11 protein-coding genes are annotated in these 13858 nt (G+C 30.3%); 9 read left to right on the top strand and 2 right to left on the bottom strand.

Translation table 11 applies throughout. The features are described from left to right. Positions 1–365: 365 nt before the first annotated feature. Together DAD81_RS00305 and DAD81_RS00300 are read right to left on the bottom strand one after the other, a co-directional pair. Positions 366–2102 carry an ABC transporter ATP-binding protein gene (locus DAD81_RS00305; protein WP_111706229.1) on the bottom strand — a complete coding sequence of 579 codons (1737 nt, stop codon included), beginning with the start codon at positions 2100–2102 and terminating at the stop codon, positions 366–368. Between the two features lie 206 nt (positions 2103–2308). Next, the gene (locus tag DAD81_RS00300; RefSeq protein WP_111706228.1) at positions 2309–3388 is read right to left on the bottom strand and encodes a substrate-binding domain-containing protein; all 1080 of its coding nucleotides are present in this window, start codon (positions 3386–3388) and stop codon (positions 2309–2311) included. A 219-nt stretch (positions 3389–3607) separates the two neighbouring features. Here DAD81_RS00300 and DAD81_RS00295 point away from each other — a divergent pair, with 219 nt between their 5' ends. From DAD81_RS00295 to DAD81_RS00255, 9 genes are all read left to right on the top strand, one after another. Further along, positions 3608–4963, top strand: coding sequence for a 3-keto-disaccharide hydrolase (locus DAD81_RS00295; protein WP_111706227.1), 1356 nt, complete (start codon positions 3608–3610; stop codon positions 4961–4963). Positions 4964–4973: 10 nt separating this feature from the next. Then, complete coding sequence (locus DAD81_RS00290; RefSeq protein ID WP_111706226.1) at positions 4974–6302, top strand: Gfo/Idh/MocA family protein; 1329 nt, start codon at positions 4974–4976, stop codon at positions 6300–6302. A 17-nt stretch (positions 6303–6319) separates the two neighbouring features. Next, complete coding sequence (locus tag DAD81_RS00285) at positions 6320–7507, top strand: Gfo/Idh/MocA family protein (RefSeq protein ID WP_111706225.1); 1188 nt, start codon at positions 6320–6322, stop codon at positions 7505–7507. A gap of 22 nt (positions 7508–7529) precedes the next feature. After that, complete coding sequence (locus DAD81_RS00280) at positions 7530–8342, top strand: SDR family oxidoreductase (RefSeq protein WP_111706224.1); 813 nt, start codon at positions 7530–7532, stop codon at positions 8340–8342. 13 nt (positions 8343–8355) lie between these two features. After that, positions 8356–9522 carry a mannonate dehydratase gene (uxuA, locus tag DAD81_RS00275; RefSeq protein ID WP_111706223.1) on the top strand — a complete coding sequence of 389 codons (1167 nt, stop codon included), beginning with the start codon at positions 8356–8358 and terminating at the stop codon, positions 9520–9522. Continuing rightward, the gene (uxaC, locus tag DAD81_RS00270; RefSeq protein ID WP_111706222.1) at positions 9519–10928 is read left to right on the top strand and encodes a glucuronate isomerase; all 1410 of its coding nucleotides are present in this window, start codon (positions 9519–9521) and stop codon (positions 10926–10928) included. Before uxuA ends, uxaC begins: the two co-directional genes overlap by 4 nt. A 77-nt stretch (positions 10929–11005) precedes the next feature. Further along, complete coding sequence (locus DAD81_RS00265; protein WP_179950001.1) at positions 11006–11977, top strand: TRAP transporter substrate-binding protein; 972 nt, start codon at positions 11006–11008, stop codon at positions 11975–11977. 2 nt (positions 11978–11979) lie between these two features. Next, positions 11980–12471 carry a TRAP transporter small permease gene (locus DAD81_RS00260; protein ID WP_111706221.1) on the top strand — a complete coding sequence of 164 codons (492 nt, stop codon included), beginning with the start codon at positions 11980–11982 and terminating at the stop codon, positions 12469–12471. 2 nt (positions 12472–12473) lie between these two features. Then, complete coding sequence (locus tag DAD81_RS00255) at positions 12474–13778, top strand: TRAP transporter large permease (protein WP_179950000.1); 1305 nt, start codon at positions 12474–12476, stop codon at positions 13776–13778. Positions 13779–13858 lie beyond the last annotated feature (80 nt).

The following is a 13858-nucleotide window of genomic DNA, read 5'->3' as shown; positions in this document are numbered from 1 at the left end:
GAATAAAAACTTCACTTCAAAATAAACATTTTAATAATCAACTCTAAACTACCAGCTAATTAACTAACCTCAAACATTTTATATAATATTATTTGTTTTATTAATAAAGTTAATTAACTTTATAGCTTGTATAATTATTAACATAATATTTGATTTTTTATAAATGAGAACAACTGAAAAGGATGAATTTAACACATCCACATTTATCGAAAAATTTGCTTTGAAAAATTATAAAACGTATCTCGAACATTACGAATCCAGACAATTAAAACCAATGTCTTTCAATGATTTTATAAAAAATTACAATTCGTAATCGGCTAAATACACTAAGCTTTTCAGTTGAGAAGCTTTTTTAACATCTAATATTAAATTCTACTTTGATAAGTATATAAATCGAAGTAGCGGCCTTTTTTTGCTAATAACTCAGCATGTTTACCTTGCTCAACTATATTACCTTCTTCAATTACTAATATTTGATCTGCTTGCTGTATAGTACTTAACCTATGAGCAATCACAAACGTTGTTCTGTCTTGCATTAAACCATGTAAACTTTTCTGAATAAAAGTTTCACTTTCAGTATCTAAATTTGACGTAGCCTCATCTAAAATAATCACTTTTGGATTTGCTAAAATAGCTCTAGCAATAGAAATACGTTGTCGCTGCCCTCCTGATAACTTCACACCTCGTTCTCCAATTACTGTATTTAACCCCTCATCAAACCTATCTGTAAATTCATCCACATAAGCACCTTTAACAGCCTCTAACAATTCATCTTCATTTGCGTCTGGTCTTGCAAACAAAATATTTTCTTTAATGGTTCCTTCATATAAAAAATCATCTTGCAACACCACTCCTAACCTACTTCTAAAGCTATTTAAATTTACCGTAGATAAATCTACATTATCAATAAGAACTTTTCCTTTTGAAGGATTTAAAAATGTAGCAGCCAATCCTGCAATAGTTGATTTTCCGGACCCCGAAGAACCTACTAAAGCTGTAACACTGCCTTTTGGAGCTTTAAAAGAAATATTATGCAAAACTTCTTTTCCCTTTTCATAACTAAAAGAAACATTTTCAAAACTGATATCTCCAAAAATTTCATTTAGTTTAACCGTTCTTACTTCTGGATCATCTTCTTCCGTCATATTCATTAATTCCTCAGTTCTATCCAATCCTGCCATAGCTTCGGTTAATTGACTACCAATATTACTCATTTGTACAATTGGAGCAATCATAAAACCTAAGAACAAGGTAAAAGAAACAAATTCACCATACGTCATGGTGTTTTTCATAATAAAATAACCTCCAATCCCCATAATTCCTGCAGAAGCTAAACCCAATAAAAAAGTTGAAGAACTTGTCATTAAAGCAGTTGCTGTTAAACTCTTTTTCACATTTAAAAACAGTCTTTCAACTCCCTCTTCAAAAGTTTTATTTTCCTGATCCTCAGCATTAAAACCCTTAATTACTCTTACACCGTTTAAAGTTTCAGTCAATCGTCCAGTAACTTCAGCATTTATTTTCCCACGAGTTCTAAATATTGGTCTAATATATCCAAAAGCTTTCAATGCTATAATGGCAAAAATTAAAACTGGCACCAATACAAAAAAGGTCATTAATGCATTTATTTTAATAAGAATTACCAATGAAATAATCGCGGTAATTGTTCCGCCAACTAATTGCACTAAACCAGTACCTACTAAATTTCGGACTCCTTCAACATCCGTCATAACTCTTGAAACTAATGCTCCAGATTTATTATTATCAAAAAAACTAATTGGTAATGTGAGTAATTTTCGTTGCACCTTAGCCCTTAAAAGCGAAATTAAATGTTGCGCTTCTACACTTAACAACCTTGTTAACAGAAAAGAAGTAATAGCTTGAATTACAATGGCTAAAAAAACAACAACTAGCAATAAAGTTAATGCATCCATATCTTTGGAAGGGATAACTTCATCTATTAAATTTTTACTAGCATAAGGTAATACCAAACTAGACAAACTCTTTGCCATAATTAATATTAAACCAATAAAAATAATTTTCTTTCTTGGCCATATAAACTCTTTAAATGCCCACCAAAATGATACTTTAGATTTACTCATAACTTGTATAAAGACGAAAACTACATTAATTAATTACAAATGACAATTAAAATAATAATTATATAAACTCTCTTTTTGTGTGTAATCCCATTTTCAACTCAATTTAAACATTTAAATTCTTAATAATTAAACCAAAAAGTAATAATAAAGAAAACTCTTGTTTTTTTGAGTTACTATTTATCCAATGAAAATAAAACCTATATAATTTAAGCTTTTGCCAACGAACTAAATTCCTTTTTATTCCTTTGACTGAATTCTAAATTTTCTTTAGTTATTATTTCAATTGGTGAATAAATTTTCCGAGAAGGAATTTCATTCTGAATCAATAAATCAGTTAATATTTTAATAGATTGATAACCTTGATTAAAAGATTTTTGAGAAATTAAAAAAGTAACTTCATCATTTTTTAAACATTCAATATTTTGAGGCGTTGTATCAAACCCTATCAGCTTTAAATTCTTTAATTTATCTGAATCAATACAACTACAAATAGTAGCAATTCTACTGGAAGGAATCCAAACACCACGTATTGTAGAGTCTTTTTCTAACAGTTCATTTAATGTTTTGCTAATCACTTGAAGGTTTTTCATATCCTCAAACTTCACTTCCTTCTTTTTAAATTGTATTTTATTGTCTTTATAATAATCTTGAAAGCCCTTTATTCTATTTTCAATAACAAGATTATTATATTTTTTAGACCCTATATGAGGAATTAAGATAGTGTCATTCTCCTTACAACATAACGACATAAGTTTCCCTACTAAATATCCAGATTTATAAGAATCCTGACCTATAAAAGCACTGTTATTATAACCTTCCACATCAATATTTAAAAATATATATGGAATATCTTTTTTATCTAATTCACTTACAATTTTTGCTGTTTCGGTTGTGAAAAAAGGTGAAAATATTACAGCATCTGGATTTGTATTTATTAAGTTCTCAAATTGATTCAAATAAGAATCACTATCCATTTGATCAAATAAAAAACTTTTAACAGTTATCCCAAAACTTGCAACCTCATCAATTGCCTTTTGAATGCCCATTAATGGTGAATTCCAAAATAAATTATCAACATCTGAATCTGGAATTAACACTGCTATATGCTGGTTCTTTTTTAAAGCCAGTGAGCGAGCAATCATATTTAATTTAAAATTATTCTCTTTTAAAATTTGTTCTATACGCTTTTTTGTTTTTATAGAAACACCTGATCTATTATGAATTACGCGATCTACCGTTCCCACTGAAACGTTTGCTAAAACCGCTATATCTTTTATTGTAACCATAAATTCTCAACTAAACAACAAGCTTTTTCAAATAAAAAAAAACGCTAATTTCTCTACAAATATTAGAAAAATAAATATAAAATAACACTAAAAAACAAAACATTTTGTTAAATTTGTGTCCGCACACGTTATTTTTAAAAGTAATTTAACTCAAAAATATTGTTTTAATCTAAACAAAAACGTGTGCGGACACGTTAATCTTTAACCAACCGAATAATTATGAAATTTATTAAAATTACAGCATTATTAATTTTCACATTAATAATCTCTTGTGCTCCAAAACAAGAAAAATCACCTTGGAAAAATCTAATAAAAGGCAACACCTTAAAAGGATGGAATATTAAAGGAGGAAAAGCCTTGTATGAAGTTAAAGAAGGTGTAATCATTGGAACTACAGTTTCTAATACTCCAAATACATTTTTAACTTCAAATAAAATGTATGGCGATTTTATTCTAGAGGTAGATTTTTTAGTAAATCAACATATGAATTCTGGAATTCAAATTAGAAGTAACAGCTTACCTGACTATAAAAAAGGAAGAGTTCATGGTTATCAAGTTGAAATTGACCCTTCAGAAAGAGCTTGGAGTGGTGGAATTTTTGATGAATCACGTAGAGGCTGGTTAAATGATTTAGAAGATAATATTCCTGCAAAAAAAGCTTTCAAACAAAATGAATGGAACACCTATAGAATTGAAGCAATTGGAGATACTATTAAAACTTGGGTAAATGGAATTCCTGCTGCTCATTTAGTTGATAATATGACTCAATCTGGATTTATTGGTTTACAGGTTCATGCTATTGGTAATGGAAAACCAGGTTCTCAAATAAAATGGAAAAACGTTAAAATCATTGATCAGGATGTAAGAAAATACGCAACCAAATCACCTGTTCCTGTTGTTGCAAAAAGAAATGTTTTAACAGCTAAAGAAAAAGCTGAAGGATGGAAAATGCTTTGGGATGGAAAAACAACTAAAGGTTGGAGAGGTGCTAAATTAACTGAATTCCCTAAAAAAGGTTGGTTACTAAAAAATGGAATTTTAACGGTATTACCTTCAGGTGGAGCAGAATCTGCTGCTGGTGGTGATATTGTAACTACAGAATTATACGGAGATTTTGAATTTAAAGTAGACTTTAAAATAACTGCAGGTGCTAACAGTGGAATTAAATATTATGTAGATACAGAAATTAATAAAGGTCCTGGATCCTCAATAGGGTTAGAATACCAAATATTAGATGATGCTTTACATCCTGATGCAAAGCTTGGAAATCACAAAGGTAGTAGAACTCTTTGTTCATTATACGATTTAATTCAAGCTGACGTTAACAAACCCGTTAATCCAATTGGTGAGTGGAATACAGCATATATCATCTCTAAAAACAACCACGTTGAGCACTGGTTAAATGGTGTAAAAGTTTTAGAATATGAAAGAAAAAGTAAAGACTTTTTAAAACTTGTTTCTGAAAGTAAATATAAAAAATGGCCAGGTTTTGGAATGTTAGATAAAGGCCAATTATTATTACAAGATCACGGAGACAGAGTTTCATTTAGAAATATTAAAGTAAAAACATTATAAAATACTAATTATGACAACAAGAAGAGATTTTATTAAAAAAACAGCTAAAGGAAGTGCTGGTTTAGCCGTTGGAAGTTTACTAATGCCAAACTTAGGTTTTGGAAATATATTAGGAGCCAATGAACGATTAAATGTTGCAATAATTGGTGTTAGAAGTAGAGCCAAATCGTTAATGCAAGCCATCGCTAAATATTCTGATGCTAAAATTATTATTACCTGTGATGTAGATGATAACATTATAGATGAAAATAATGTTTGGATGGTAAAAACTATAGGTTATAAAGCAAAAGTTGAAAAAGATTTTAGAAAAGTTTTAGACAATAAAGATGTAGATGCTGTATTTATCGCAACTCCTGAACATTGGCATGCTCCTATGGCAATTGCTGCTCTTCAAGCGGGTAAACATGTCTATGTTGAAAAACCATGTAGCCATAACCTTTTTGAAAACGAATTGTTAGTTAAAGCTCAAAAGAAATACAATAAAGTAGTTCAAATGGGAAACCAACAACGTTCTGCAATTACTAGTCAGTTAGCAGTTAAAGAAATTAAAGAAGGAATTATAGGTGAAGCTTTTAAAGGTGAAGCATATTATTCTAATAACAGAAAATCTATTGGTATTGGTAAAAAAATAGCTGTACCAAGTACTTTAGATTGGGAATTATGGCAAGGTCCAGCTCCTAGAGAAGCGTATAGAGATAATGTTCACCCTTACAACTGGCACTGGTTTAAAACTTGGGGAACTGGGGAAGTTCACAATAATGGAACACACGAAATTGATGTTTGTCGCTGGGCTTTAGGTTTAGATATTCCTAAAAAAGTAAGTTCTTTTGGAGGAAAATATGCGTATAAAGATGATTGGGAATTTACAGACAACCAAGAAGTTGTTTATGAATATGATGATGATAAATTAATTAAATGGACAGGGCATAGCCGTGGTAAAATAATGCCTAATCAACCAGGTAGAGGCGCTACAATTTATGGAAGTAAAGGTTCTATAATGCTTAGTAGAAACAGCTATCAATTATATGGTTTAGACGGAAAATTAATTAAAAAAGTTGATGAAAAAGAAAAAAGCGCCACATTAAACACAGCTGGTGCTGGAAGTTTAGATGTTAAACATATAGCTAATTTTTTCAACGCAATTCGTATTGGAGAAAAACAAAACTCCCCTATTGCTGATGCTAGTATTAGTACAATGATGTGCCATTTAGCAAATGTTTCTCAAGAAGTTAAAAGAACTATTAATATTGATACTAATACAGGTCATATTTTTAATGATGATGAAGCAATGACACATTGGAAAAGAGAATACGAAACTGGTTGGGAACCTAAATTATAATTTTTTAATTTAAGAAAATGGATAGAAGAGATTTTATAGTTAAAGGAGGAGCTGTTTCGGCAGCGTTACTCGCTTCAACTTCAGTAATTGGAAATATTACAGCAAGTTCAAAAACTAAAAGAGTTGGAGTTATTGGTACTGGAGGAAGAGGTTGCGGATTAATTTCTGTTACCAACGAAATTGAAGGTATGGAAGTTGTTGCTTGTTGTGACACACTACCTTTTAGACTGGATGAAGGATTGGCTAAATGTGCTAAAAAAGCAAAAGGATATGCCGATTACAATGATTTATTAAAAGATAAAAATGTTGATGCCGTAATTATTACAGCTCCTTTTGGTTTGCACCATGAAATTGCAATAGCAGCTATTGATGCAGGAAAACATGTGTACTGTGAAAAAACAACAGTTAAAGGATACGACGCTGTAAAAGACTTGGCTAAAAAAGTAAATAATTCAGACGTTATTTTTCAAACTGGACATCAATACCATAGTTCACGTATGTACACACATCTTGTAGATTTAATACGAGATGGTAAAGTTGGAAAAATAGCAGCCTTTGAATGTCAATGGAATCGTTTTTCAGATTGGAGAAAACCAGTTCCTGACCCTAAATTAGAAAGAGACATTAATTGGAGATTATACAAAAAACTTTCAGGAGGGTTACCTGCTGAATTATGTTCTCATCAAATTGATTTTGTAAACTGGGTGTTAGATGCAACTCCAGACAAAGTTATGGGAATGGGTGGAATTGATTATTGGAAAGATGGTCGTGAAACTTTTGATAACGTACATTTAATGTACAGCTACCCTGAAGGTGTTAAAGCAAAATTCACCTGTATAAATAGCAATAAACGAGATGGTTACCAAATAAAAGTAATTGGAGATAAAGGAACTCTTATCATTAACCAAAAGAAAGCAATATTTTATCCTTCTGTAGTTAAAAAGAGTTTAATCAAAAAAGAAATTGATGGATATTCTGGAGCTACAGTTCAAGGAAAAATGGGTTATGGAGAACCAATTAAAATAGAGCATTTAGAACCTACCAAACAAGCTTTAATTGATTTTAGAGAAAGTTTAATTACTAATAAAAAACCTATTTCTAATGTAATTACTGGTGGAAAAACAGCTATTTGCGTACAAATGGGATTAGATGCAATGTATAATGATGAAATTGTACACTGGAAACCTTCGTATAATATTTCATAATTAAATAAGAAATAAAAACTTAATGAATAAATTTAATATTAAAGATAAAGTTATAATTATAACTGGCGGAACTGGTGTGCTTGGTGGTGCTATTGCTAAAAGCTTGGCAAAATCTGGAGCAAGTATAATTATACTAGGAAGAAGCCAAAAAACAATAGATACTAAAGTTACTGAAATAACTAAAAACGGAGGAAAAGCCGTTGGTTTTGAAGCAAATATTTTAGATGAAGTTTCTTTAAAAAATACCCGTGACACTATTTTAAAACAATATCCAAAAATTGATGTTTTAATAAACGTAGCTGGTGGTAATATGCCTGGCGCTACAATTGGTCCAGATCAAACAATCTTCGATTTAAAAATGGAAGATTTTAAAACGGTAACTGATTTAAATTTAAACGGTACAGTAATTCCTTCAATTGTTTTTGGTGAAGTAATGTCTAAACAAAAAGAAGGTGTAATTATTAATTATTCATCAATGGCAGTTGACCGTGTTATTACACGTGTTGCAGGTTATTCAGCTTCAAAAGCAGCAATGGAAAATTTCACAAAGTGGATGTCTGTTGAAATGGCTACAAAATTTGGAGATAAAATTCGAGTAAATGCAGTGGCTCCAGGTTTCTTTATAGGAAATCAAAATAGAGCATTACTTACAAATGAAGATGGTTCATATACCTATAGAGGAAATACAATTATAAATGGAACTCCAATGAAACGATTTGGTGAAGCTGAAGAATTAGATGGAATTGTTCATTTTTTATGTAGTGATGCTTCAAAATTTATTACAGGAGTTGTAATCCCTGTAGATGGTGGATTTAGTGCTTATAGTGGAGTTTAAAAAAATATAAAAAATGCAAGAGACTTTTAGATGGTTTGGTATAAATGACCAAGTAAAATTATCAGATATAAAACAAGCTGGTGCAACTGGTGTAGTTACCGCTTTGCATCATATTTCAAATGGTGAGGTTTGGGAAGTTGAAGAAATTAAAAAAGTGAAAGACACTATTGAAAATGCAGGTTTAGAATGGTCTTTTATTGAAAGTATTCCAATTCATGAAGATATAAAACTTCGCAAAGGTGATTACTTACAACGTATTGAAAACTACAAAAAAAGCATTCAAAACATTGCAAAATGTGGAGTGAAAAATGTTTGTTATAATTTCATGCCTGTGCTAGATTGGACAAGAACTCAACTTTTCTGGGAATTAAAAGATGGTAGCACTGCTTTAAGATTTGACAAAGTTGAAATGGCTGCTTTTGAAAAATACATTATGAAAAGAGTTGGTGTTGAAAAAGACTATGCTCCTGAAATTTTAGAATTAGCAAAAGATAAATTTTTTAAAATGACTTCTGAAGAGAAACAATCTTTAGAAGATAGTATTTTAAAAGGCTTACCTGGTACAGTAGATGATTTAACAATTCCTGTATTTAAAGAAATGATTGCTCAATACGAGCATATATCACATAAAGACTTAAAAGCTAACTTATCGTATTTTTTAAATGAAGTAATTCCGGTTGCTGAAGAAAACGGAGTGAAAATGGCAATTCATCCAGATGATCCACCTTTTGATATAATGGGTTTACCACGAATTATAAAATCTGAAGCTGATTTAGAAGATTTAGTAAATTTTATTGATAGTCCTTCAAACGGAATAACATTTTGTACAGGTTCATTAGGAGCAAATCCAAATAATGACTTACCTAAAATGATTGAAAAATTTGCAGATAAAATTCATTTTCTTCACTTAAGAAATGTAAAACGTGAAAGTGACGGTAGCTTTTTTGAAGCTAACCATTTAGAAGGTTCCTCTGATATGTTTGAAATTGTAAAATCTATTTTAAAAATTGAAAAAGAACGAGGGATTTCAATTCCTATGCGTCCAGATCACGGACACCAAATGTTAGATGATTTAAAATCAAAAAGCAATTACGCAGGTTACTCCGCAATTGGTAGGTTAAGAGGTTTGGCTGAATTAAGAGGTTTAAAACTGGGAATATCTAAAAGTATGAGTTTATGAATTTTACCAAAACAAAAACTTTTATAGATGCTAATTTTTTGTTAGAAACGGATACAGCTATTAAGTTGTATCATAATTTCGCTTCAAAAATGCCAATTATTGATTATCATAATCATTTATCGGCAAAACAAATTTCCGAGAACAAACCAATTGAAAATATTACTGACGCTTGGTTAAATGGAGATCATTATAAATGGCGTGGAATGCGTGCCAATGGCATTGATGAAAAATATGTAACAGGTAATTCAACAGAGAAAGAAAAGTTTGAAAAATGGGCAGAAACTGTTCCTTATACAGTTGGAAACCCTTTATTTCATTGGACTCATTTAGAGTTGAAACGTTATTTTGAAATCAATCAATTATTACAACCTTCAACAGCTAATGAAATTTACAGTACTGCAAATGAAATTTTAGCAGAAAAAACTCCGGCTAATTTACTGGAAGATATGAACGTGGAAATTGTTTGTACCACTGATGATCCAGCAGATAATTTAGAATACCATCAAAAAATTGCAATAGGTAATTTCAAAATTAAAGTTTTACCAACTTTTAGATCAGATGGACTATTTTTAATAGATTCTGAAAACTTTAAAAGTTATATTGAAAAATTAGGGAAAAGTGCTAATATATCAATTTCAAATTTTGAAGAACTTTTAAAAACTATTGATAGTAGAATTGAATTTTTTCATAACAACGGTTGTCGATTATCTGATTATGGAGTAGAAGGACCACTTTTTGTTGATGATTTTAATGAAAATGAAGTTTCAACTATTTTTAATAAATTTTTGAATGATGAAGTTTTATCAATTTCAGAAATTGGTAAATACAAATCTTATATCCTTCATTATTTAGGAAGAAAATATCACCATAAAGGTTGGATACAACAATACCATTTAGGAGCAATAAGAAATAATAATAAAAGACTTCAAAATTTATTTGGAGCCGATGCTGGTTGTGATTCTATAGGAGATTTTTCTATGGCAAAATCACTTTCTAAATTTTTAAATCAATTAGATACTGAAGAAAAACTAGCCAAAACAATTACTTATAACTTAAACCCAGCTTATAATGAAGTTTTTGCTACTATGATGGGAAATTTCAATACAGGTGAAATTGCAGGAAAAATGCAATATGGAGCAGCTTGGTGGTTTTTAGATCAAAAAGATGGTATTGAAAAACAATTAAATACACTTTCTAATTTAGGTTTACTAAGTAGATCTATAGGAATGCTTACAGATAGCAGAAGCTTCTTATCATTTCCACGCCACGAATATTTTAGAAGAATATTATGTAATACTTTAGGCAATCAAATTGAAAAAGGAGAATTACCAAGTGATATTAACTTCTTTGGAGAAATGGTAGAAAATATTTGCCATAATAATGCAAAAAAATATTTCAACTTTTAATTATAAATTGCAGTAAATACAATCGATTGTATTTTATTTTTATATATTTACGTTTTCCCATTATAAAATAAATTTTAATGAAATATTTACCAATATTATTAGTTCTTTGTTTAGGATTATTGTCTTGTAAAAAAGAAAATAATACAAAGGTTCTTTATTTAGGGCATACTTTACCCCAAACACATCCTGTGCATAAAGGAATTTTAGAATTTCAAAAGGCATTAGAATTAAAATCTAAAGGAACTTTAAAAGTGAAAATATTTCCTGATGGGCAATTAGGTTCTGAAAGAGAAGTGTTGGAGTTATTACAAATTGGTAGTGTTGCAGCCACTAAAGTGAGCGCAGCTACCTTGTCTAATTTTGTGCCTGAATATCATATTTTAGGAATACCATATTTGTTTAGAGATAAAAAACATCAATTTGATGTGTTAGAAGGCCCAATAGGAAAATCAATTTTAGAGAAAGGATCTAAATTTTGGTTACGTGGACTTTGTTATTACGATGCCGGAAGTAGAAGTTTTTATACTAGTAACAAGGCAATTAGAACACCAGACGATTTAAAAGGCCTCAAAATTAGGGTAATGAATAATCAAATGGCTATTAATATGGTAAACTCTATGGGAGGGTCTGCAACACCATTAGCATATGGAGAATTATATACTGCTATTCAGCAAGGAGTTGTTGATGGTGCTGAAAATAATCCACCATCATTTGTATCATCAAACCATTATGAAATTAGTAAATATTATACTTTAGATCAGCATTCTTCTGTACCTGATGTACTTTTAATTGGAACTAAAACGTGGGATAAACTATCCGAAGAGGAAAAAATATGGGTTCAGGAAGCTGCAGATGAATCTGCAAAAGCCGAGAAAGTATTTTGGAATGAATCTGTTGAGGAATCTATGAAAATTGCAAAAGATTGGGGAGTAGAAGTAATTATACCAGAAAAATCATTGTTTGCTGAAAAATCAAAATCTGTAGTTGAAGATTTTGTAAAGGAATATCCTGAAATGGAAACGATTGTAAATCAAATTAAAAATCAATAATTATGAGTAGGTCTGTTTTTATTTTTAATAAAGTAACTAAGTTTCTTGAATGGTTTTTGATTACCATTTTTGCACTGTTGGTGTTGGATGTTTTGTTTCAAGTGTTTTCAAGATACATTTTAGGAACCTCTTTCACTTGGACTGAAGAGTTTGCTCGATTTGCATTGATTTGGATGACCATTTTAGGAGCTTCATATTTAAATGCAAAAAGAGAGCATTTATCTATGGACTTTATATATGATAAATTTTCAGAAAAAAATCAAAGAAAAACTTCAATGCTAATTGAGGTGTTAATTTTTCTTTTTGCCTTAATTGTAATGGTTATAGGTGGTTTAAATTTGGTGTATACAACGTTACATTTAGAGCAACTTTCGGGAACATTAAGAATTCCTCTAGGTTATGTATATGCAATTTTGCCGTTTAGTGGATTTCTAATTATGTGCTTTTCTATTTATCACATTACAAATATTTATACAAACAAAATCAGTAAATAATTATGAGTATAGAAGTTATTAGTATTATCGTTTTGTTTGTAAGTTTCTTTTCGCTGTTGTTATTAAAAGTTCCAGTTGCATACAGTATTGGAATTGCAACAACATTAAGTTTAATATTGAATATTGATAAGATGCCTGGTTTAACTACCATTGCTCAAAGAATGACTACAGGGATTGATAGTTTTGCCTTATTGGCAATTCCGTTTTTTGTATTGGCCGGAGAAATTATGAAGCAAGGAGGTATTGCCAATAGGTTGATAAATTTTGCAAAATCTTTGGTTGCAAGTTTACCCGGAGGTTTGGCTTATGTAAATGTATTAGCCTCAATGCTTTTTGGTGCTATTTCTGGTTCAGCAGTTGCTGCAGCTTCTGCAATTGGGTCAATCATGACAGATAGAATGGAAGAAGAAGGATATCCTAGAACACTAAGCGCTTCAGTAAATATTACATCGTCAACAACAGGGCTCTTAATTCCACCAAGTAACATATTAATTGTATATGCCTTGGCAAGTGGAGGAACTGCCTCGGTGGCGGCTTTATTTATTGCGGGTTATTTACCTGGAATATTATTGGGTTTAGCCATTATGGGATATGTAGCATTTATAGCTATTAGTAAAGGTTATGCTAGAGGAGAACGCGCTACACTATTTGAAATTTGGACCTATTTTAGAAAAGCATTTTTTAGTTTATTATTACTAGTAATTGTTGTTGGAGGAATAGTAGCCGGTGTTTTTACTGCAACAGAAGCTTCCGTAATAGCGGTATTATATGCTGCAGTTTTAGCTTTAATTTATGGCGATATGAAAATGAAGGATTTGCCATCAATACTTTTAATAAGTGGTAAAACAACAGCTGTTGTAATGTTTTTAATATGTACATCTATGGCAATGTCTTGGTTGTTTTCTTTTGAAGGAATTCCTGAAATGATTAGTACATTTTTGTTAGAGTCATTAAAAAATAAGTTTGCCATTTTTTTAGCTATAAATATTATTTTATTAGTTGTTGGAACATTTATGGATATGACTCCAGCTGTTTTAATATTTACACCTATTTTCCTTCCAGTAGTAACATCCTTAGGAATGCACCCTGTCCATTTTGGAATTGTAATTGTATTGAATCTATGTATTGGTATTTGCACACCACCTGTGGGAACTTTATTATTTGTAGGAAGTGGAGTGGCTAAAGTTTCAGTAACAAAAGTTATAAGACCCTTATTACCATTTTTATTAATAATGGTTATTGTTTTAATGTTTATAAGCTTTATACCAGAAATATCAATGTTTTTACCAACGTTATTTGGTTTATAAAAAGTATTAAAAATAGCTAATTTTGTTTATTCAATTTATTTGCTTTTAGATTTACTGAAATTTAATTACCCTTAAATAAA

This window comes from Lutibacter citreus (assembly GCF_003260195.1).
In the GTDB taxonomy this organism is placed as follows: domain Bacteria; phylum Bacteroidota; class Bacteroidia; order Flavobacteriales; family Flavobacteriaceae; genus Lutibacter; species Lutibacter citreus.
Note: the sequence above shows the minus strand (reverse complement) of the source record. Positions and strands in the feature narration are given on the sequence as shown.